Source organism: Paenibacillus sp. 01T442 (assembly GCF_056398345.1).
This window is the reverse complement of record NZ_JBFTPF010000010.1, coordinates 124935-147411: the sequence shown is the minus strand read 5'-3', so window position 1 is coordinate 147411 and position 22477 is coordinate 124935. Positions and strand designations below refer to the sequence as shown.

Annotated in this window: 17 protein-coding genes and 1 pseudogene; 1 reads left to right on the top strand and 17 read right to left on the bottom strand. The window is 46.7% G+C overall.

All coding sequences use genetic code 11. The features are described from left to right. Positions 1–174: 174 nt before the first annotated feature. The 3 genes from AC1DLM_RS11645 to AC1DLM_RS11635 form a co-directional block, all read right to left on the bottom strand. Entirely contained in the window at positions 175–1026 is an 852-nt protein-coding gene (locus AC1DLM_RS11645; RefSeq protein WP_441989262.1) for a carbohydrate ABC transporter permease, read from the bottom strand. Then, a complete protein-coding gene (locus AC1DLM_RS11640) occupies positions 986–1948 on the bottom strand; it encodes a carbohydrate ABC transporter permease (RefSeq protein ID WP_477570001.1) in 963 nt (320 codons plus the stop codon). The genes AC1DLM_RS11645 and AC1DLM_RS11640 overlap by 41 nt, the downstream gene beginning before the upstream one ends. 69 nt (positions 1949–2017) lie before the next feature. Continuing rightward, complete coding sequence (locus tag AC1DLM_RS11635; protein ID WP_477570000.1) at positions 2018–3334, bottom strand: ABC transporter substrate-binding protein; 1317 nt, start codon at positions 3332–3334, stop codon at positions 2018–2020. Between the two features lie 242 nt (positions 3335–3576). Here AC1DLM_RS11635 and AC1DLM_RS11630 point away from each other — a divergent pair, with 242 nt between their 5' ends. Further along, the gene (locus AC1DLM_RS11630; protein WP_477570013.1) at positions 3577–5904 is read left to right on the top strand and encodes a helix-turn-helix domain-containing protein; all 2328 of its coding nucleotides are present in this window, start codon (positions 3577–3579) and stop codon (positions 5902–5904) included. Positions 5905–6028: 124 nt separating this feature from the next. On the opposite strand, the gene AC1DLM_RS11625 is transcribed toward AC1DLM_RS11630, so the two are convergent. The 14 genes and pseudogenes from AC1DLM_RS11625 to AC1DLM_RS11560 form a co-directional block, all read right to left on the bottom strand. After that, positions 6029–6259 (bottom strand): ATP-binding cassette domain-containing protein, encoded by a 231-nt coding sequence (locus tag AC1DLM_RS11625; protein WP_477569999.1) that lies wholly within the window; start codon positions 6257–6259, stop codon positions 6029–6031. A gap of 96 nt (positions 6260–6355) precedes the next feature. Continuing rightward, positions 6356–6687: pseudogene (locus AC1DLM_RS11620) on the bottom strand (sigma factor); the annotation flags it as partial. 210 nt (positions 6688–6897) lie between these two features. Then, positions 6898–7179, bottom strand: a complete 282-nt coding sequence (locus tag AC1DLM_RS11615; RefSeq protein ID WP_477569998.1) for a hypothetical protein — start codon at positions 7177–7179, stop codon at positions 6898–6900. Between the two features lie 25 nt (positions 7180–7204). Further along, entirely contained in the window at positions 7205–7510 is a 306-nt protein-coding gene (locus AC1DLM_RS11610) for a hypothetical protein (RefSeq protein WP_477569997.1), read from the bottom strand. A gap of 375 nt (positions 7511–7885) precedes the next feature. After that, positions 7886–9328 (bottom strand): four-carbon acid sugar kinase family protein, encoded by a 1443-nt coding sequence (locus AC1DLM_RS11605; RefSeq protein ID WP_477569996.1) that lies wholly within the window; start codon positions 9326–9328, stop codon positions 7886–7888. A 6-nt stretch (positions 9329–9334) separates the two neighbouring features. Further along, positions 9335–10594, bottom strand: a complete 1260-nt coding sequence (locus AC1DLM_RS11600; protein ID WP_477569995.1) for a ribulose-bisphosphate carboxylase large subunit family protein — start codon at positions 10592–10594, stop codon at positions 9335–9337. A gap of 34 nt (positions 10595–10628) precedes the next feature. Then, positions 10629–11315, bottom strand: coding sequence for an aspartate/glutamate racemase family protein (locus tag AC1DLM_RS11595; RefSeq protein ID WP_477569994.1), 687 nt, complete (start codon positions 11313–11315; stop codon positions 10629–10631). A gap of 46 nt (positions 11316–11361) precedes the next feature. Next, positions 11362–13086: a glycoside hydrolase family protein gene (locus tag AC1DLM_RS11590; protein WP_441989252.1), complete on the bottom strand. Its 1725-nt coding sequence runs from the start codon at positions 13084–13086 to the stop codon at positions 11362–11364. Positions 13087–13099: 13 nt separating this feature from the next. Next, positions 13100–14668, bottom strand: coding sequence for a response regulator transcription factor (locus AC1DLM_RS11585; protein WP_441989251.1), 1569 nt, complete (start codon positions 14666–14668; stop codon positions 13100–13102). A 36-nt stretch (positions 14669–14704) separates the two neighbouring features. Next, positions 14705–15523, bottom strand: coding sequence for a carbohydrate ABC transporter permease (locus AC1DLM_RS11580; protein WP_441989250.1), 819 nt, complete (start codon positions 15521–15523; stop codon positions 14705–14707). Continuing rightward, a complete protein-coding gene (locus tag AC1DLM_RS11575; RefSeq protein WP_441989249.1) occupies positions 15523–16392 on the bottom strand; it encodes a carbohydrate ABC transporter permease in 870 nt (289 codons plus the stop codon). The genes AC1DLM_RS11580 and AC1DLM_RS11575 overlap by 1 nt, the downstream gene beginning before the upstream one ends. A gap of 78 nt (positions 16393–16470) precedes the next feature. Then, complete coding sequence (locus tag AC1DLM_RS11570) at positions 16471–17832, bottom strand: ABC transporter substrate-binding protein (protein ID WP_477569993.1); 1362 nt, start codon at positions 17830–17832, stop codon at positions 16471–16473. A gap of 109 nt (positions 17833–17941) precedes the next feature. Continuing rightward, positions 17942–19750 (bottom strand): sensor histidine kinase, encoded by a 1809-nt coding sequence (locus AC1DLM_RS11565; protein WP_477569992.1) that lies wholly within the window; start codon positions 19748–19750, stop codon positions 17942–17944. 119 nt (positions 19751–19869) lie between these two features. Next, positions 19870–22476 (bottom strand): family 78 glycoside hydrolase catalytic domain, encoded by a 2607-nt coding sequence (locus tag AC1DLM_RS11560; RefSeq protein ID WP_477569991.1) that lies wholly within the window; start codon positions 22474–22476, stop codon positions 19870–19872. Position 22477 lies beyond the last annotated feature (1 nt).

Genomic DNA, 22477 nt, shown 5'->3' with positions numbered 1-22477 from the left:
CGGGGAAAGGCAGCGACATTTTCATATTCCAGAACCCGACGGCCCAATGATAGCAACAAATTCACCTTTGCGTTATATCCAGCGAAATGTCATACTTTCATATCGATTTAAAAAGACAGCTTGCATACTCTCCGGCCCCGCAAGCGGGATGACGAGAGTTCTGCAATCTCCTTCTTATTCTTTTACAGCGCCGGCTGTTAGCCCAGCCACCATATACTTTTGGAAAAACAGGAACAGAATTACAATCGGAATCGTCGCTGTCACACAAACCGTCATAATATTCGCCCAGTCATAAGCCACCTCGCCCATGTATCTGATCGAAATGCCGGGGTTCAACGTACGCAAATTATCTTTATTAATAAGAGTTAACGAGTACAACAAATCATCCCACGAAAGAATAAACGTATAAATCCCAACCGAAAAAATCCCCGGCTTCGAAAGCGGAAAAATAATGCGGAACAGAATACCGAACCGGCTGCAGCCATCAATTTTGGCTGCTTCTTCGAGCGAATGCGGGATGTTGTCGAAGAACACCTTGATCATCCAGATTGAGAACGGCAAGGATGCCGTCGTCAGTGCAATGACCAAACCTGCATGCGTGTTCAGCAGACCGTACGATTTGTACATCGCATAAAGCGCAATCAGCAGCGAAACAACCGGAAGCATTTGCGTCGACAGGATGGCGAACATCAGAAAGTTTTTAAATTTAAAATGAAATCTGGAAAAACCGTAACCAGCAAACATGGCTACAAGCAACGTAATCAACGTCGTGCAGCCGCTGACAAACAGGCTGTTGCGGTAATAAATTACGAAGTAATTGTCCGCAAACAATTTGACATAATGCGCAAGGACAGGCTTCTTCGGTATCCATTCCGGCGGAATCTGGAACAGCACGGAATTATCTTTGAAAGAAGTGATAAACATCCAGTACAACGGAAAGATGAGGAAGAGAATGAATAGGAGCAAGCCCACATATTGCCCAAAATTAGGTAGCTTGCTTTTGCTTGACGGAGCCGATCTTAGCATGCTTCTTCTCCTTTCTAGATGCCGGTGTGTCTTCTCCCAAAGCGAAGAGCTTGTTGTAAAGACTAGAAATAAGGACCATTATAATGAGCCATAGTGCGCCGATTGCAGCGCCTTTTCCCAAGTTCATCTGTACAAACGCCGCTTTATAACTATAAATGGCCAACGTCGTCGTTTTGTCTAGCGGTCCTCCGCCTGTCATGATCCAGAAGAGCGGGAACATTTTGAAGTTCTCAATAATTGAAATCAGTGTAATCGTCTTGATGTTGTTCTTGAGCAAAGGGAGGGTGATGTTGATCAAAATCTGTCTGCGGTTCGCGCCATCGATACGCGCTGCCTCGTACATGTCTTCGGAGATGCCTTGCATGCCTGCGAGAAGCATCGTACTCATGAATGGCAGTTGGCGCCAGAGCGCCGTCACGATCACCGCTGGCAGCGCGAGATCTATATTCGTTAACCATACCTGCGGCTTGTCGATAATGTGGAGCTGCTGGAGCACGTAGTTAATCAAGCCGTATTGCGGCTGGAACAGCCACATCCAAAGCAGCGCAGAGACAATCGTCGGCACAATCCACGGAATGAGAATGAGCGTACGAAAAAATTTCTTGAAGCGGATTGAGCTGTTTAGAATCAGGGCCAATGCCATACCCAGCACAAACTGGACACTTACGATACAAAAGACATAGGTTAAAGTGACGCGAAGCGCAGTGAAAAATTCACCGTCCTGCAAAATTTCCTTATAATTCGCAAAGTTGTTCCACGGCTGATTTTTCATGCTGAGCAATGAAACTTTAAAGAAGCTCATCGTAATGGACTTTATGATCGGTATGCCAATCGTAAAGAGTAGCATGGCCAGCGCCGGTAAAATCAACGCGAGTAAAAAAAGGCGGTCCTTCGCCAGCTCGGAGAATCTTGTTCCTCTCATGTACTATTCACTCCTATCCGCTTCTAACGGGAGAGTTCCCGATGGGACTCTCCTGCCAGATGATTGTTGTTATTTCAGGGATGTTTTCAGCTTCGCATCAAGCTCTTGCGCAGCTTTTTCCGGTGTAGCGGTATCAGTCGACACTTTAAGCAGCGCATCGGCAATGTCGATGTACGCTTGCTCCATACCTGGATGATTCTTAGGTAGTGGTTGAATGTTATTCATTTGCTGCATCAATACTTTGTCAAATTCGCTTTCCGTGAACATCGAGCTGAGCGATTTGCGGGCGGAAATCACGTCGTTCTGTTTATGATAAATCGAGATCGCATCTTTATCCGTCAAATATTTAATGAAGTCAGCAGCAGCCTGCTTATGCTTGGAATCCGCCGAGATGACGAGACCGTGCGCTTCCCCGATCGACACGCTCTTGCCGGTTGCACCTGCCGGAATCGGAGCCGCCCCCCACACTTTGTCAAACTCTGCGCCTTTGCCGCTCAAGTTGCGGAACACCGCTTTCCCGTAGTTCCCGTCGACATACATACCCAATTGGCCGATAGAGAACAGGTTTCGAAGGTCCTTCAGCTTCGCGCCGGACGGGCCGATGCCGTCTTTCACCAAACTTTTATAATAGTTCAGCGTGCTCACCATTTCTGGCGTATTCGCATTTACTTTTCCATTTTTATCTAAAATAGATCCGCCAAAGCCGTACAAGTTCCGCATCGCGATCTCGCCGTTAATCGCCAGCTTGTCCGAAGGCTCTCCGAAGCCGTAAATTTTCTGACCGCTGTCTGTTTTCAAATTCGAAATCGCTTTCGCCGCCTTCAGCATTTCATCAACAGTCGCAGGTGCTTTATCCGGCAAGCCCGCCTTCTTAAACAGCTCTTTATTGTAATAGAGAATGTATGGCGTTGGTGCCCAAGGCACACCCATCAGCTTTCCATTATAAGAGAAATCTTCCTTAAAGCTCGGCATTAAATCATCTACATACGATTTGCCCATGAGATCATCCAACGGCGTAATGATATCCGATGCTGCATAAGAACCGAACCAAGCTGGGAACGTTTGAATAATATCCGGAGCATTGCCCGTCGAGGCCATGACAAACGTTTGCTGTTTAATATCTGCAAAAGGAATACCGACAAACTCAATTTTGACATTCGTATTTTTCGCCTCGTAATTTTTCACCATTTCTTCTAATGCACCCTTGGTTGCTGCTTCACTAATACTCCAAGATGCGAACGTTAATTTAATCGGTTCAGTGCTCTTTCCTGCACTCGCTGTTGCTTCTGCCTCTTTAGTTGTATCCGTGTTCGAGCCGCAAGCAGTAAGTGCACCGGTCAGCAAGGCTGCCGATAACGTTAGGTACGCCGCTTTTTTCATCTTCATATAGTAATTCCTCCCTTTTGGTTGAAGCTTCATTTGTCGTGTGAACTTCACACTTTTATTATCAATGTCCGCATGAAGGCCGTATATCTCCAATGCGAGAGGTACACACATAAATCATGACTTTACGCATCATCAAGTATTGACATCTCTCATAAATTCATGACATTTGGTCTGTATTTTAGTTTAATTTTGACTGTTCAGCTCATATCTATGGCATAATATGAGTACTTAAATTGAAGCAGGTGAGCGTTCTGATTTCTATCGTAAAACTTAAAAGATCCCTCCAAGAATTGCCAAAGCTTTTTTGGACGTATTTCATTTCCTACTTGGTTGTCATTCTCTTACCGCTTATTGCGCTGAGCTATGCTTCCTACAATTTCACCGTATCCACACTGGAGAACGAATTGAGTCAGGCGACCATCTACGCGTCCAAACAGAAAAACGCTTCCATTGAAAATACGATCTCCGTAATCCAATCGATTGCAATTCGAATCGGACTGGATGGTCGGATCACCAGCTTTCTGAACGACTCGACGAACCCATTCCTTTTAAATGAGACTCGCGATATTCTAAAGACTGCCGCTTCCGCAAACGAAGCCATCCAGTCAATCGACTTTTACGCTAAAGAAGCTAATCTGATTATTGCCTCTGACGGCTATACGCGCACATATACGAACTCAACACAGGATATTTGGATCGATGAGGATCTCGGCAAAAATGAAATGGGTTTCTGGCTAAGCTCCCGTCAGGGCAATGGCATTGATCTGGATAAGATCGTGACCTATGTCGTCAAGGTGCCCGTGCAACGGAATGGATTCCAAGGTCTCTTGGCCGTGCATATTCATGAATCCGTCTTAAGCAGTCTGCTTCAGAAAATGGAAGGCAATGCACACACCATTACCTATATTATGGATCCTCTGGGCAACGTCATTTCCACCTCCACTGCAGCTTCAATGAAGCCAGAGCATGTCCAAGCCTTATTCAATGAGAGCAACAAGGCCCCTGCCAGCATCGGGTACCGTATCTTGAAACAAGATGGCGAACGAAATCTCATTACCTATGTAAAAACGCTGCATAACCAGTGGAGCATTGTCACCGAAACGCCCTTACAGTATTTACTCTCCAAACTATCGTATATTCGGACCGTCGCTTGGGCAGCTTTTATTATTTTAGTTGCTCTGGGTCTTATTTTATCCTATTTCATATCCAGAAGGATGATCAGTCCAATCCAATTATTAATTAAAAAGGCGCTTCCTTATAACAAAAGCGGCAATGAAGCAAAGGATCCGCTCCGCCCGCAGAAAAACGAACTGGAAGCGATCTCTCATATTCTGGACCATGTTTTCCGTAAAAATGAAGCTTGGGAGCAGCAGTTTCATATGAATCTGCCTGTATTACGCGAACGCTTCCTACTTGCCCTTATCAATCATAAATACAGTAGTATTCACGAAATGAACGGCAAATTGGAATTTCTGCATCTCCAATTTCCATTTCCGCAGCACGTCGTTTTTCTCATTGAGATCGATGATTACAGCTTGCTCGTCGGCAGTTATTCCGTCACAGACCAAAACTTGTATAAATACGCCATGATGAACATTGCGGAAGAGATTGCAACCGGCAGCCATATCGCTTTGGCTGCAGAAGCAGATGAGAATCAGCTCGCGCTGCTGGTCAATATCGGCGGCGACCCGGAGCATGTGAAACACGAGCTTGCAGCGCTTGGTGAGCAAATAAAGAATGTGATTTACCAACTGCTAAAAATCTCAGTCACCATTGGCATTGGACGTCCTTATCCGCAGCTTTTGGACGCCCACTATTCCTACAAAGAAGCGTGCGAGGTTATTCGCTCCAAGATTATGGTCGGTACCAATACCGTACTCACCTACGAGGATTTGATTAAGGAAGCGGATGACGAGTTCTATTTGCCGCCGCATTTTACCAATCACATGTATAACTTCTTAAAAGCCGGGCAGCTGAACGAGGCGCTTGGCAGCCTAGACGAATTGTATCAACAAATGAAGGCACGCACAAAGCTGAGCGAGGAAGCCATTTTCCGGACGTATAATTTGATCGTTGAGGATATTTTACGCAATATGCAGGAATTTAACGTGCAAACCGAAACGATTTTCGGCAAAAACCATAACCTTTTTCGGGAGCTTGCCTCCAAAGAAACGATACATGCAATCCATGAATGGATTTGTGGCATGGTTCAAAAAATTTATCACACACTAGAGCAGCAACAGCCCAAAAAGAATGTTCACATCGAAACCGTCATCACCTATATGGATGCGAATTACAATCAAGACCTCTCGGTCGAGATGATCGCCGAGCAGGTGAATTTGAACCATGCCTATGTCAGCCGCATGTTTAAGCAAGAAGTTGGCAAAACCATACTGGAATATCTAACGCTGAAGCGTCTGGAGGTCAGTAAGGTGTTTCTGAAGGAAACCGAACAAACGATTCTTGAAATCGCGACGAATGTCGGCTATAACAACGTCAACAGCTTCATTCGGTTCTTCAAGCGCTATGAAGGGCTAACCCCGGGAGATTACCGCAAAACGATTCGCTGACATCAAATAAGAGAGCTTCATCACTTCTTCGAAGTGATGAAGCTCTCTTTCTTTTGCGATTCAATTAACTAGCCGCCCATCCCTAAACCGCACACCCCGCTTCGCCTGCTCCTCAATCTGCCGATCATGCAATCACAATAATCGTCCGACCCTGCTCGTTCAGCTGCCGGAAAATATCCATGATCTCCGTTCCAGTCTTCGAGTCCAGAGCTCCCGTAGGCTCATCCGCCAAAATAATTGGCGGATCTCCCGCCAACGTCCGAGCGATCGCTACACGTTGCTGTTGCCCACCAGATAGCTCCGACGGAAAATGCTTACGGCGATCCAGCAAATCGACTGCTTCTAGCGCTTGCAAAAACCAGCGGCTCCCGTTGTTTTCTCGATAATCCGCGATAGATCAGTGGTAACTCCACAATATTATCGATAATTTTGAATAGCGAGCCTGCATTCGCGAACGCGAAATCCCCAGCTCCTTCGCGAATTCCCGCTGCGTCCGCTCTTCGCCGCCTCGCTGCCGAGCATGTCGATGAGCGTAATCTCATTCCCCTCTTTGTCCGTTCCAATAGGATCATGCAAAAATACATCTTTACGTGTTTTCTTCAGCGAGCGCAAATGCATCAGGATCTCATTCTCAATACAAGGCGCAGCAAAAGTCGCCAACTTCGTGCCCTTGTTCGGGGAGAAGGATTCGATTGCTTTGATCAGTCCAATCGTCCCGATGGAGATCAAATCTTCCAAATCTTCCCCCGTATTATCGAATTTTTTGAGGATGTGAACACGAAGCAAGGTAAAGTAGGCGAAAATCTCAATACCTTTGGCCGTGACCATAAGTATGGATTTTCGCTTTTTTTAATCAAGATTTGTCATCATTTTTGATAACTCACACTATATTTCTCTTGGTTACGCAGCCGCAGCATGGGCTATAGCGGATATACATGAGAATAGGTCAAGTGAGCTCGCCGCCAAATATTGTTTGCACCCGTTGTTAAGATATCAGCGAAGCAGTAAATTACTATGCGCAGGCTTCATTTCATAGGCATACTCATGATGATCCAAAAGGAGACTTACCGCTGGAGAATCTCCCAGTGACCACATTTCTCCTTTCGGGAACCGTGGATTTCCAGCTGCTGCATGGTTGAAATCCACTATTTGCTGGAACAAATAATTACCGATATCTCCGTAAGGGCGAAACTTCAGAGCCAGTTCTGCCAAGCCATCACGAATCGTTGAGTACACATTACGAGGCACTACCCAAAGCGGAATAAGGGAAGCCATGACCACGTTAGCCGCATCGATGTCATTACTTAAGTTGAACTCCCTTTCCCCTTCTGGGCATTGCCTGCTGTGCGCCTCGATACAGAGTAATATCCTCACTCATGTTCAGCAAGGAAAGAATCTTCTCGCATTCCTCGTAACTTTCCTCCATCGATGCTTGGATTCGTTCCGTACCAAAATGTGCTGCGATAATCCCTTTAATTAAAAAACGAGGCGTCAACAAGGAATGCACGATTGCGAATTGGTCGTCCACTTCATTTTTGGCATCGGTATTAATGATTACACGAATTTTCTTACTTTCCGGTACCTCATAAGGTAAAAAGTTAGTCACTGTGTCATCTCCATTCCCGCATCTACGAAAGGCTTACTACTTAAAATCTAATTAAACTGCTATAAATACCACCATCACGTTCCCAAGGATGTATCGGTGTGGGTTTTCGGCACGCCTGAACTGACGACCGTACATGTCGCCAAAGAGCAAATAGCTCATTTGGCTGTGGACATATTGATCAAGTCAATCGAATCAGATGATCTGATCACAACCAAAATAACTGTAATACGTTATTCGCGAATCGCTTCATCTATGGTGACACCTCAACACCCGGGAGATCTTATCAGGAAATTTGAACCCCATTAATTCGGCATTTAGTACCGTATATCTCATAAAAAAAAAGCCCAAAGATTATTTTCTCCCTTGGGCCTCTACTCATTTATAACTAGCAACCTTCTCAAAGAAATTCACACCGCCAACCTGCCCACCCTTGAGTACGAGCTCCAGACCGTCAAACTGCGGGTCATTCGAATAAGCAAGACAGAGCGGTCCGCCTGGATCCAGTACAGACAGACATTCTAAAGCATAGATCCCAAGCTCCMTCGTCACATACCCCGAAGTGTCTCCACCTGCAATTAATATTCGTGAAATTCCAAGCTCCCGGACTAGGTCTTTCGTTAGAGAGCCAAGAGCCATGCCCAAAAGACGGCTGCTGTCTGTTGATCTCATTGCCTGTGCTGCTAGCACTTTACGAGTGTATGCTATGCTTTCATCGTTTGGCCCCGTTGCCGAGTAGATAATGACACTTTTCCCACTTGCCAGCCATTGCTGTGCTTCTTGTTTCAAAGCAGCTTTAGCAACCTCTTGAGTTTCAGCTAGTATCAACTCATCCACAGGAGCCCGAATGCCTACAAATCCTGCCCTCAGTGCATGTTGAATCTGCCCTTCAGTGACCGGCGAACAGCTGCCTGAAATGACTAATAGTGGCGATGGCGATGCCTCTGAGACTGCCATCATCTCCAATTCCATTTCGACTAATCCGTCCGCAATTGCACCTGCTTCCTTGCGCCAAACCTCACCAAGCGCATACTCAACACCAGACGAACCAATGACAAATAATCCGTCATTCGATTGTGCTTCCTCCCAAATCATTCTGCCTGCCATTTCTAACCGTTCTTTATCCAAGACGTCAAAAAGAACCAGATCGGGGCGTTCCTGACGAATAATCGACTCCAACCGCTCACGTACCTCAGTTTCCGAGCCGCCGAGCGCCAAAATATCAAGCAATGAGGTTTTCAGCGTGGTCTGCCTCTCTAGATGCTGGCGAAGATCAGCTTCCGCCATCGGCGTAACCGGGTGTTTGGCCATCGTCGGATGACGATCCAGCCGATGCACGGTGCGTCCCGCTCCGCCAGCTGCAAAATGGTTGCCGAAAACTGTATATCGGCCTAGATAGGGTACTCCCACGAGCAGTGGAATATATCTGCCTCCGAACACCTCTCGCCCGATTTCCGCCGCTTTGCCTATAGAACCCATACTAGCTGAGGAGTCGAAGGTTGAGCATATTTTATAGTGGACAACTGCAGCTCCAGCCGCTTTTAACATCGTAAAGATCGGGCGCAGCTCCTTCTCCATCTCTTCAGGGGTTAACGAGCGTCCCACGCCAGCTACACCAAAACAGTCAACGTCTTGAAAACGCGACTGCAGCAATTCAGGCTCAGGAGGTTCCAGAAAGAGGACGGTTTGGAGCCCCGCCTGAAATAATGATTCCAACACATCCGTAGAGCCTGTAAAGTCATCACCATAGTAACAGAGCGGTCGCCTAGAGACTTGACGCTCGGCAAGTTCGAGGCCACCTTGTGCAGGGATATCGTCCATCTGTCTTCAACCCTTCCCGTATTTCTCAATTGCCTTAAGCAATGAAGGATGCTGAGCCGCATAAATGTCCAAAGGCATTCCCTGAACCGCTGCCTCCCAGCCAAGCTTCATGCTCTCAAAGCCTGCAGCCGGGCCATCGGGATGGGCCAGCATACCACCTCCGGCCAAATGCATCACGTCAACCGTCCCCGTTGCCGCATAAGTAGCCGGCGCTGTTCCTGCCCATTGCGCCGAAGAAACGACAGGCATCGTGCTGTAGCCCCCGAGCAGCGGCTCCGAACAGGCTGCAATGGAACGAACCACAGAATCGTTGCTTTCGTAAAATTTACTATTTAATCCATTAACATGGAGGTGATCCGCCCCAGCCAACCGACAAAGCTTCTGATAGGCCGTAAATTCAATACCAAGCAGTGGCGAACGCGTCAACATCCCCCATTGATTGCGATGGCCATGGATGGGAACCTCACTGTATTGGTTCAAATGCGTAAGACCCGATAACCCAATACTAAGGATGCTGACCATCACACAAGTGCCGCCTGCTTTCACAACCAAATCATGATTTCGGTGCAATTCATCGTAATCACCTGTGATGTTAAAGGCATACATCAGCTTCTTGCCGGTTGCATCCGCAGCCCGTTCTACGGCCGCCATGACAGCCTCTACTTTATCCGCCAAAGGAGCATAGGGGGGATTCGCATTTAATTCATCATCTTTGATGAAATCCATCCCTGCTCTCGCCAGCTTTTCCACCAAGGCCGATAATTCCTCCATCGATAAACCTACACTGGGCTTCACAATCGTCCCAAGTATCGGCCTATTATATACCCCTGTCAGCTTTCGAGTTCCTTCTATGCCAAACTTCGGACCAGGATAGCGATCTGCAAATGCATCAGGCAGCTGCAAATCCAGCAATCGGAGTCCAGACAACTCCTGTAGCTCATACAAATTGCCAGCAAYAGCAGACATTAAATTTGGAATGGAAGGTCCAAAATTATGCAAGGGAAACGACACCGTCACTCGCCCGCGTCGATACTTGCCGTCATGATTCGGCGGTTTCTTTGCCCCTGGAAGAGATGGCACATCCGTCTCTTCTAGAGGTTCAATGCGCTCTACGATAGCACCATGTCGTTTTTTAAGCGCATCCGTCTCTCCGGGAACAGCCGTGAACGTTCCAGTTGATTGCTCTCCTGCGATAGAAGCGGCAGCTCGTTCCAAGGAATATGCAGTCTCTACCAAATAAATAGCTGTAACACGATCTTGATTCATCCTGTCCGCTCTCCTTCTACTTTCTTTGCTCGTGTTAGGAACCATTCTTCGCGTCACTGGCTGCCTCAAGAATGGCCTTCACCTGTTCAACGCCCGATCGCGGCGAAGAAAGCACAGGCTTCCCTGTCGCCTCCGCCAGCGTTTCCTCCATACGTGCCATTGAGCCTTGCGCCAAAACTAACACATCGGCCGTTTCTGCAACCCTCTTCGCCGTTTCCAGCAATAAGCGGTCATGCTCTTCAGGCTTGCCGCTGATCAAAGCGTCAAATGCGCCTTCAGCGAGCCCGCTCACAATCTGCACCTGTCTTCCTGCTTCATCTGCCTTACGGCTAACTAATCGTAATGTCGGTTCCAAAGTGGATGGCAATGTCGCCAATACCCCAATTCGAGCATAGCTAGCCACTGCCTTGTCAGCCATCCACTCATCGATACGTACAATCGGCACACCGATTTGCTCTCGAGCTTCATCCGCAACATCTCCTACAGAGGAACAGGTGTTGAGAATGACATCCGCACCAATCTCTTCTGCATGCCGGTAGTACTGAATTAAATGACGATTCACGACCTCTGGAATGTGCCCTGCACGCACGACATCACCGATGAGGCTATCATCGATAATATTCACAAGTCGTACCTGGGGCAGCAGTTCTTGAAACACCTTTTTCAAAGGATCGGCAAGACCCTGACCTGTATAAATCGCAACAACGGTTTGCATTGACATCAAAATCCTCCTTAGAGCCTCCCGGATGAGAAGCTAAGTATTTGAATTACCATACGAATTCCTTATTTAGTCGACGATACTCCCCTTCACGCATAGGAGACTGATCAAAAACTTGACGCCCGCTGTACAAAGGCTTCTTCGTGCCTTTTGGCGTAATATTAACAACATCATCACCACGCCATTCCGTCTCGAAGGTTTGCCCCACTGCATTCTCCAGCGTTCTACGGAAACTCAATGGGAAGGTGATCGTAATTTTCTCACCTGCTACTGCGGAGCCAAGCAAGAGAAAATGCTTGTTGACCCAGCTGCTCGCTTCACTTCCTTTGCCTTCGATCACTTCACCACTACGTTCGCGTACATACTTGATTTTCGTAAAGCCAGCCCACTCTGGAATTCGAATCTGYAGACGAGAAATATCCGTATGAATATCAAGCACTACCTTACCTTCGTGCGGCAGATAAGAGCTGACGTCCAGCCATTTAGAACCGCGGTTTAAAAGGAAATTAACGCTGATCGTGCCGTTCTTCTCGGTGATCGTGTGACTCCAGCCCATGAAGAGGCCTCGTGTTCCCGAGCCTAGGCAGCAAATTTGCAAATCGTTGGTATGGCCGCGGCCCTCGTTCACATCACAAACGAAATCGTTGGGTGCCGAGTAACCGGCAAAAGAGCCCCGTGTGCGCTCTGCTACTTTATAGAAGCTTTTGTTCGCAGGAATATCATCCGACTTGTCATCAGACTCTTCCACCCAATCCAGATCCAGCAGCTGCGATTCCGCCAGATGATTGCGCAAGAAACGTTCTACAGTTCCCCAATATTCCACATATCCGCTGCTTGCTAAAGTAATTCCCGTTGCAATCAAATCGACCAGAGAGCACGTTTCATGCTCATAGGCTTGTTCGTGCAGATCACCTGGCGTCCAGCCAAAGTTCGTACATTTGGTCAGTGCCCAGTCGTAGCTTTTTTTGACCCAAGCAAGCATTGCCGCATCGCCTGTGAAAACACCGAATCTTGCGATAGCATCAAGTGTGCCTATTCGCGTATGAAAATGCCCGCTCCGATAAGCAAGTGCATCATTAAAGCTGCCGTCTTGATTGAATACGCCGCTGCGTTCCATAATAAGTGCCGTGAAGAATTGGCAAAGTTCAAAGGCATCCGGATTGCCCGTCAGCTCATGATATTTCAATAGAGGCATAACCAATCGACCGCAGAAAGCTGCGGGATCGGGTGCTAATCGCAGCTGTATCGCATTGCTCGACGGCCAGCCCGATTCTTTGTATTCGGATGCCGGATAATACCATACATCGCGCTCTTTGATGGCGATTCGCTTAAGTGCCGCAACGTGACGGTCTGCCGCTTCTTTTACCTTCTGATCCCCGGATTCCATATACCATGTTGTAAGAGATAAAATAACCGCACGCTGATCAATCAGGTTCGCATTCGGCTCCCAGTCACGTGTTGGATTGATCTGTCTGTAGCTCATCCCATCTTCTTTGAAGAACGAGAGTAGGTTTGCCCGATAGCGCTCCTCAACTTCTTTGCCAAACTCTTCTCCGGACATATGGCGGGCAAGAATTAATCCGTCAATCATTCGTCCATGAGATGAGCCATAGTCCCAATCGCCATGTGTCATGAAGGCAGGTTTATGCATCAGATCTGCAGCAAAAAATGGGATATAGTTATGGTCGCGATCCGCCATGCCAATCATGGCATTGATGGCATGGGCCGCACGTTCTTCGAGCATTAGCGTATCGGGAATTAAGCGTTTTGACATCACATTTCTCTCCTTAGTGGTCCGCCTGTCCGATGACTTTGCGGTATTCACCGATGGTCATGCCAACTTTCCGTTTGAAAATCTGGCTAAAATATCGGTAATCCTCATAGCCAACCTTTTGCGCGACTTCATAATTTTTATATTTTGTTTTATTCATCAGCTCTTTGGCTTTGTGCATGCGGATATCGGTTAAATAGTCGACAAAGTTCTTCCCTGTCAACTTTTTGAAAGTCCGACTTAAATAGTCAGGATTCAAATAATAGCTGCTGGCAATTTGATGCAAGGAGAAGGATTGTTCATAATTGCTTTCCAACCATTTTTTCAACTCGCCTACAACCTTTTCCCCTTGTTTTTCACCGGAATGGCTGTAGAAGCTAAGCACGACGGGAAGCAGCTCCTCTTTGAATAGTTTCTTCACAGCGCTCAAATCATTGCGTTGGTGAATCAATTCGGAATACATTAGCGTATTTTTACCACAGATCTCCTCAATTCGTACATCCTTCTCCTGTAGCTGCTTTTCTATCGCATGAAGGAGTATATCCGCGCACCACTGCAAATGCCCTACTGTCGTAGAGTCACTCACGAATGACGCAAACAATCGCTCAAATTCTTGTTCCGCATCCTGTATATTTCCGGATTGGAGCACCCATAAGAACGAATCCTCTTTATCCTGAGGATAATTCCCAGATAAGTGCATCCCATTCTTCTCTGCAAAAAGCAATACGCCAACGGCTTCCAAAGGTTTACCCGATAAAGCTTTTCTCGCTTCGTTGTAAGCCTCCTCCAGCATAGCAACCTCCGGCTTCCCCATGCTCAAGCCAAAGCTGAAGCTAACGCTCTCTGCTTGTTTCAAGGCATTTTGCACTGTCGCATGCAGTTTGCAAAAATCTTTGGGATCCAGCACGGCTCCCGTAATGGCAAGTATCATCTCACGGCTGCCTTCCTGAATAGTCATAAGCTCATATTCCCAGCGCCCCCCGAAAAGGAATGGCTTCTTTCGGTTTAATTGCTCATGAATAGCCGGAAGCAGACATGCTAAATCACCATATTCTTCGAAAGTGTCTGACTGACCAACAAACAAAGCATATTCACCAGTCTGCCAGGTTGACGGAATGAACGGTTCCTCCCTATCTCCCTTACGAAGTAAAAGCTGTCTCAACCAACCCTCCCCATGAATACGAGACACCTTAAGCTTCTCTGCTTCGCGTCGATCCAGCTCTAGGAGGGCACTTTCCACCACCGCTGCAAGCTCTTCCTTTTTAACCGGCTTCAGCAGGTAATCAAAGGCTTTATGTCGTATAGCTTCCTTCGTATACTCGAAATCCGAATACCCACTAATGACGATCGTTAACAGGTCCGGCACCTCTTGGCTCAACATGGCAAGCAGCTGTTTGCCGTCGAGACCCGGCATACGCATATCGAGGAAGAGTAGATCTGGCTTTTTGCCCAGGGCCATTTCATATCCTTCTGCCCCATCACTTGCTTCGCCTACAAGCTCTAAGCCCCATTCGTTCCAGGAAATAGACTGAATCAATCCTCTGCGTATCCACTTTTCATCGTCAACAATCATGACTCTTCTCATTTCCTGTACCTCCTCAAAGCTTAGATTTGGATTTTATTATCCTTTCATGGAACCCGCCGTCAGACCGTCAATAATATATCTTTGCAGCAGTAAGTAAATGATTAGAATGGGTGAGACCACAATCACCATGAAGGCAAACACAACGCCCCAATTCGTGCTGTACATCGTGACAAAATTAAAGATTTGCAGGACAATCGTCCATTTCGTGCTGTCTGTCATCAGATAGAACGGACCGAAGAAATCGTTCCAAACCGAAACCATCACAACAATGGAGACGGTCACGAGCACCGTTAGCAGCAACGGTAAAATGATTTGCCAGTATAACCGGAAATACCCGCAACCTTCCAGCAAAGCCGCTTCATCTAGTTCTCTCGGGATCGATTTCATGAACCCCACGAGTAGAAACACTGCAAATGGCAGCAGCACCGCTGTGTAATACATAATCAGACTGAAGTAGGTACCTCTAATATGAAGATCTCCAAGCAGTTTAATCGTTGGTACGATGGACACGGGAACTATAAGCCCCATAATGAACGTGTAATATGCCCCTTGTAGAAAGCGATTGTCTCTGCGTTGAATGATAAACGCAGCCATGGAGGCAAATACATTCACACAGATGACAACTAAGCCTGAAATTAGAATACTATTTTTGAATCCCCGGAGAATGTTAGCCTGTTGGAAAATTTCCTTATAATTGGTAAACTGCCATTCGGAAGGAAGGGATAAGCCGAATAGTGCTGATTCTCGAATTCCTTTGAAGGAATTGATCAATATCATTAGAAAGGGAATCAGAATCAGGCAAGCCAAGCATACCGCGACGATTTCCAGCATCCAGAGTGTCCATTTTTTTCTCATTACATCTCGACCTCTCGCTTCTTCATCGCCATCAGCACAGGAACGCCAATAATGGTGACAAGGATAAATAACACAACGTTAACCGCCGTCGCGTAGCCGAATAACCCCGTACTGAACATACCGCGAATATATGTGTAAAAAACTTCTGTGGTGTAACCCGGTCCTCCCTCTGTCAGCACCATCACCATTTCAAACACCTTCATGGAACCAATCATCGAAAGGAGTACATTCACAGTTAAGGCTGGAGCTAACAGCGGGAATACAATAGAACGGAAACGCTGCCAATATTGCGCACCATCCATGGACGAGCTCTCGATCAGATCCTTTGGAATGAATTGCAAACCAGCCAAATAGACAACCATCGAGAAGCCTGCAACTCGCCATAGGTCGGTGACAATAATAGAGAACAAGGCATACTTAGGATCATTCAACCAATCATGCACCATGAAATGAAGCCCTGCTTTGTCTAACATGGTGTTGATAATGCCATGCTCAGGATGATAGATTGCTCGAAAAATATAACCTATTACAATCGGCGCAATCACGTAGGGCATAAAGAAGATCATGCGCAGCAGATTTCGCAGTTTAAGCGCTTCATTCAAGATTAAGGCTAAGCCTAATCCCAATAAATTTTGCATCAAGGTCACGACTGCAGCAAAAATGAGCGTATTGATTAAAGCCGTTTTCAATCGAGGTTCTTTGAAAAGCTCGATATAGTTCTCCAAGCCATTAAAGCGAATTTGGTCGGCATTAATATTCCAATCCGTAAAGCTGTAGTAAAACCCAATCAAAGTTGGGGTAATGAAGAACAATAGAAAAACGGCGAGGGCCGGGAATGAAAAATACAATGGATATTTCACCTTTCCCATCTCGTCTCCCCTCCTTCGGCTATGAAATGTTCCGGCCGGAAGCTATGTTCCGACCGGATAGACTTGGGTTAAAATAACTTACTTAAATCCATCTAGCAACTTGGCTTTTCCGTCTTTTTCATAGTTCGCAGAGAATTCTTTCAGCGCTTTGTCGACATCTCCGTCAATGAAGAACGTTTGCAGTGTCTTTTGGAAATCAGCGAAAGTTGGCGTCAGGCGATTCTGTACATTGATTTTTGCTTTATTGGCATCGATCAAGTCTTTCACGGTTTGCTGTACGGGGTACAAGCTGCTCTTAGCGCCTTGGAAGATAGGGATTCCAGGGCTCGTTTGATAGTAGAGGTCAACCATCTCTGGTGAAATCATGAATTTCACCAATTCTGCAGCCACATCCGCATTTTTCGCTTTGCTTGGAATCATTAACTGATTAGGTGGTGTAATCATGGCTGTTCCTGCATCAGAAGCGGAAGGGAACGGGAAGAAGCCAATTTTATTGGTCACGAAATCTTTCCCGAATTTCTTTTCCAGCTGCGGAATAATGCCGTCCAGCATGAACGTCATGCCGACTTTGCCTTCGCCMATTAGATTCTGAAGCTCATCGAATGTCCCCGCGAGCGGATTAGATTGCAGCAGTCCCAGATCCTTCAACTCTTTTTGTTTGGTGAATAAGTCTTTTAATGCCGGAATATCTGCCAGCTTGAGCGCATTCTTCTCTAAATTTGCAACGCCTGCATCACCAATTGCCGGGTCTACATTCGATACCCAACCTGTGAAGTAGAATACTTGGGGTGGCCAACCATCTTTGACCCCTTCATAAAAAGGTGTAACCCCTGCTGTCTTGATTTTCTTCGCACTCTCGATCATATCCGCATAGTTTTTCGGAGGCTGAACGCCCGCTTTAGCAAAAACATCCTTGTTATAATATATACCCATCATGCCCGTGGCGCCGAAAGGGACACCGTAAATCTTCTTATTCGCATCCGCCTGAAAATCTTTCATCGTCGGAATAACGCGATCCCATACCGCCTTATCTCCCGACCATTCGCGAAGCGTCTCGGAGGCTCTCAGTTTGACGTATTGCTTTGGTCCAGGCTGCATGAGGAATAAATCCGGGAAGTCGCCTGTGGAAAAGCGGGTTTTCATCATGTTATCAAAATCTCCGCCTGGCAGCGCTTGCAATTCAACCTTATTGCCTGTCTTTGCTTCAAATTCTTTGAAAATTTTATTAAAAGGTGTAGCGTCAACCGTATTGGCGATCGCAAAAGTAAGTGTTACAGGGTCTTTTTTGGTTGGAGCTGGTGTCGCTGCAACCGTTGATGCAGCAGGCGTCCCTCCAGCTGGCGTTGGGCTGCTGGAGTTAGTGCCCCCGCTTCCACAAGCTGTCAAAGCCATAATTGCCGCAATGGATGTTGATAGTGTTACCGTTTTCATATTCCTCATTTTCTGTCCCCCTCCTTTAATTTCGCTTACAGGATTAATTATATTGCAACCGCTTACTTTCGACCCATGCACGATAACGACTTTCTATGTTGAATATTCCTACATCATATTAGTAGCTCTGTTGGKAGGCTAACTTCAAGGTTACCGCTGTCCCTACCCCTTTTCTGCTTTCAATACTGAATTGAAACTGCTCACCGTAACGAATCGTATACCTCGCGTATACGTTCTGAACGCCAATGCCACCGCTTGCAGTAGACAACTTGTACTCCTCCTGATAGAGCGGTTGCCTAAGCGACATAAGGATTTGATCCAGCCTCTTCTCCGAGATACCGACGCCATCATCATTAACTTGGATATACACCMATTCCTCTTCCTTCCATGCGCGGAGGTGAATTGTACCTTTGCCTCTTTTGCGTTCGATCCCGTGGAAAACCGCATTTTCAACTAAAGGCTGGAGTGTCATTTTTAACATCGGATAATTGTAAAGGTCTTCTTCAATTTCTAAGCGATACGCGATTTTGCCATCGAATCGAATGCTCTGGATGATGAGATAAGCATCAATTTGTACKAGCTCTTCCTGCAGTGTGACGATTTCATCTGTATTTTTGGTATTATAGCGAAACATATCAGCTAAGGACTGTGCCATTTGGCCAATTTCCTCCACTGCGTGGTAGTCGGCCATCGCTTTAATACTATCCAGCGTGTTGTATAAGAAATGCGGATTAATCTGAGAGTAGAGCATCGCCAATTCCATCTGCTGCAGCTTAATTTGATACACATACTTTGTTTCTATTTGCTCCTGAAGCTCATCCTGCATGGCGTTGAAATTCATGGCAATTCGCCCGATTTCATCTTTGCGCTTCATATCCACCCTGACGGAGAAATCGCCACGTTTAATATGGTTAACGGTTTTGTAGAGATTAAGAATCGGATTGGTAATACTCCTTCCGAACAGCAGCGATAAGATTCCAGAAATGAAAAAGGCGATCAAAGCCGTCCAGATTGCTGTTGTTTTGATTTGATTAAGAGAAGCAAAAATTTCTTTTTTCGGCATAATTAAGACAGTTTTCCAGTTGGAGTATTGAGAACGCGTGTACGAAACAAGCATGGTCTGATCACCGCTACCCGTCCAGAACTTTCCGCTAGTCCCTTTGATCTGAGCTAATGTTTGTTCATCGATGTCAGTTGCAAGTCCATCCGAAGAGTCGAATATTGGATTATTAATCTCATTCAAAATAAGAAAGCGGCTGTTTGCCGTCAAATCCGCACGCTGTCGCATTCCTTTAAATAGACCGAAATTGTAATCAGCACGCACGACGATAAACCCTATTGGATTGGAAAAATCGCGAATGAGCATGGAGGTGGAGAAAGCGGTTCCCCCCTCTTCCTGACCACTTACTGGCGGGGAGCTGAAGAAGTTAACTAACCCATCCTTCGCAATCGTTTGTCGAAACCATTCGGCGTTCTGCACCTGGCTAGCGTTACCTAAGGAGGTGTTGTCCGACGAATTGAGCAGCTCTCCATTGCTATAATAAATCTGAAATCGGATGAAATCCGGAATGGGCGTAATGTTAAAGCTTTTTGAAAATAAATCACCAAGTTTCTGGCGAAACAGAAATTTATTCTGGCTGTCCATAGTCGGGTAGGCATTAATGTTGTCAATATATTCCTGGTTGTAATATGGAGCGAGTAGTAGATTTCGTTTATTATGAAAATCGTTATCCATGTTAAACTCGATCTGCCTGACAATTTGAGCGCTAGCCGTTTCCACTCGTTCTGCCATGGAGTTGTAGGAGATATAAAATGAAGCAGTACCAATCAATGAAATGCAAATGAGAATGATGATAAAATAACTCAATAATAGCATCGTACGAAATCTCGGAAATAAGGCCTCTAGCTTTTTCTTTATGCTATCCATCCAACGCATCCTGATGACCCGCCTCTCTTTCTATGCGAAAACAACCGAAACCGGCTAGAAGGCAGCATGTTACGCTTTACCCTCTATCCGATTCCGGTATGTTTCAAAGGAACTTGCCTTTAGTTTAGCATAGAAATGCTTTCAAACACATAATTTCCTGAACCAACCTTGTGTACGGATGCCGCTCTATCTGGCAAATGGATGGTTGCCGTCGTATTGGCAGGAACCTCCACTTCGAGACGGAAATCGCCTGCCTCCGTTCGGCTCCATGCTACCGCAATACGCCCGTACAGCGATTCATAGCTTGCTTTCACCCAGCTCAAGCCCCCACCCGGTTTCGGGCTTATGATCACATGCTTAAAGCCAGGTGCCTTTGGATCCGCTTCAATACCGGCCATATACCGGAACATCCACTCACCGACAGAACCAAGGGAATAGTGATTAAAAGAATTCATTGAAGGCGTTTGAAAGCCTTGCTCCTCTGTCCATCCGTCCCAACGCTCCCAAATTGTGGTTGCTCCATGCTTGATTGAGTACATCCAAGAAGGGAATGCTTCTTGCTTCAGCAATTTATAGGCAACATCCAAGCTTCCAATGTCCGTCAACGCCGGCAATAAGTAGCCTACACCGAGGAATCCTGTCGACAATCGATCTCCGCGCTCTTGAATGTCTGCCACAAGACGATCCTGTGCTTGTTTGCGCTGTTCTTCGGTCAGGAGTCCAAATTGCAGCGCTAAGACGTAGACCGTTTGTGTATCGCCRTGAATTCGACCATCGTTAGCGACGAACGCCTTGCGAAACGCTGTAGCGATATTGCTGAATAAAGCCTGGTACCCAATCTCATCTTCTGATTTTCCTAATACACCAGCAATGAGCGCAAGCAGCTTCGTACTGTAGGCAAAATAAGCGGTCGCCAACACTTCGTTTGGCGTGTCAGCCCCTATCGATAGCCAGTCGGCGTAATTGGCATAACCCGGACGAACCAACTCGTTCGTCGTGTTTTTTAAATAGCACACCCATTTCACCATAGCTTCGTAATGGGTTTCGAGGATGCGTACGTCCCCGTACATCACATAGATCGTCCAGGGAATGATGATGCCGGCATCTCCCCAACCGGAGTTGTCCGGAGCGAACCAGTTCAGCCGCGTGTTCCAGTTTTTGTGCCGAATCCACCCTGCATCCGGTGCAACATCCGTAAAAGCACCCGAAGGCTGCTGGCAATCCACCATATCCCAAACATATTTACTGAAAAATCGGGATACATCCATATTGTAAGCGGCTGTTCGGGCAAAAATTTGTGCATCTCCAGTCCAGCCAAGCCGCTCATCCCTTTGCGGACAGTCTGTCGGCACAGACAAGAAGTTGCCGCGCTGACCCCATGTAATGTTGGAATAAAGTTGATTCACCATCGCATCGGAAGTCTCAAGCTGCCCCGTGACGGACATGTCGGAATGAACGACTTTGCCTACGATCGTCTCCAAATCTGGCTCACTAGGGTAACCTATCAACTCGACATATCGAAAGCCGTGGAACGTAAAGTGCGGCTCATAGCACTCTTGCCCCTCACCTTTCAGGATATAGTGATCTTGCTGGCAGGCTTCTCGCAAGTTAGCCATATACAATGTGCCGTCAGGATTCAGCATTTCCGCATGGCTTAGCGTAATCTGCGTCCCACGTTCACCCTGAACCTTTACTTCCGTCCAGCCCACCATGTTTTGACCCATATCATAAATGTAAGTACCAGCTGCTGTCTTCTTCATGCTAACCGGCTTCCTCGTTTGCGTAATGCGGATTGGCGGCTCTACTTCAGCTACAAGTAGACCGTTATAGCCGGAACGAACATCCGGCGCTTCCCAGGACGAATCATCGTACCCGTGGAGAAGCCAACCCGTTAATTCCTCTCGCGCATCGTACGTTTCCCCTTTGATCATATCGGAATAGTGGATCGGTCCCTTACTCGTTCTCCATGAGCTATCCGTTATAACGTTATCTATCGTTCCATCTTCATAATGTATGCTAACCTGCATAAGGAAAAAGGGTCTTTCTCCGTAAACATTATTGCCGAGGAACCCTACGGTTCCCGCATACCAGCCATCTCCCAGGATAGCGCCTAACACATGCCCGCCTACCTCTAACTTTTCTGTGATATCTACAGCCTGGACTTGTACACGGGTGTTATAGTCCGTCCATCCTGGGGCAAGACGTTCACCAATCCGCTCGCCATTGAGATGAAAATCATAAACACCTAATGCCGTTGCATAGGCAATGGCACGCCGTACTTTCTTCTTGACTTCGAACGGTTTACGCAAAAATGGTGAGGGTTGCATGAGGGCTCCCGGCTCGGTTTTACGACCGATCCACTGCGCTTTCCACTCTCCACGCGATAAAATCCCCATCATCCAATATGCCGTTTCGCTCCATGCAGACTGCATATCCGAGCCGTCCCAGATGCGCACCTTCCAGTAATATTCCCCTTCAGCTTGAAGCGGTTTACCGTCATATGGTACATGCGTTGAAGTAGTTGAACACACTTTGCCGCTATCCCACATATCCGCTTGGTCATGCTCTAGCTTATCACGAGATGAAGCAACCCTAATCTGATAGGCGCTCTGCAAGCCCCCCTCAGTATCGGAGCGCATTTGCCAGAAAAGTCGGGGCTTTACAACATCGAGTCCAATTGGGTTTATCCTGTATTCGGTTTTACATGCTACAACTTGTATCGTCATT

Bases quoted from the DNA above. Each gene is read 5' to 3' on its own strand.
- AC1DLM_RS11615 (WP_477569998.1), bottom strand. From the start codon at position 7,179: ATGGCTTCCCTTATTCCGCTTTGGGTAGTGCCTCGTAATGTGTACTCA.
- AC1DLM_RS11635 (WP_477570000.1), bottom strand. From the start codon at position 3,334: ATGAAGATGAAAAAAGCGGCGTACCTAACGTTATCGGCAGCCTTGCTG.
- AC1DLM_RS11585 (WP_441989251.1), bottom strand. From the start codon at position 14,668: ATGAGAAGAGTCATGATTGTTGACGATGAAAAGTGGATACGCAGAGGA.
- AC1DLM_RS11580 (WP_441989250.1), bottom strand. From the start codon at position 15,523: ATGAGAAAAAAATGGACACTCTGGATGCTGGAAATCGTCGCGGTATGC.
- AC1DLM_RS11575 (WP_441989249.1), bottom strand. From the start codon at position 16,392: ATGGGAAAGGTGAAATATCCATTGTATTTTTCATTCCCGGCCCTCGCC.
- AC1DLM_RS11645 (WP_441989262.1), bottom strand. From the start codon at position 1,026: ATGCTAAGATCGGCTCCGTCAAGCAAAAGCAAGCTACCTAATTTTGGG.
- AC1DLM_RS11640 (WP_477570001.1), bottom strand. From the start codon at position 1,948: ATGAGAGGAACAAGATTCTCCGAGCTGGCGAAGGACCGCCTTTTTTTA.
- AC1DLM_RS11595 (WP_477569994.1), bottom strand. From the start codon at position 11,315: ATGTCAATGCAAACCGTTGTTGCGATTTATACAGGTCAGGGTCTTGCC.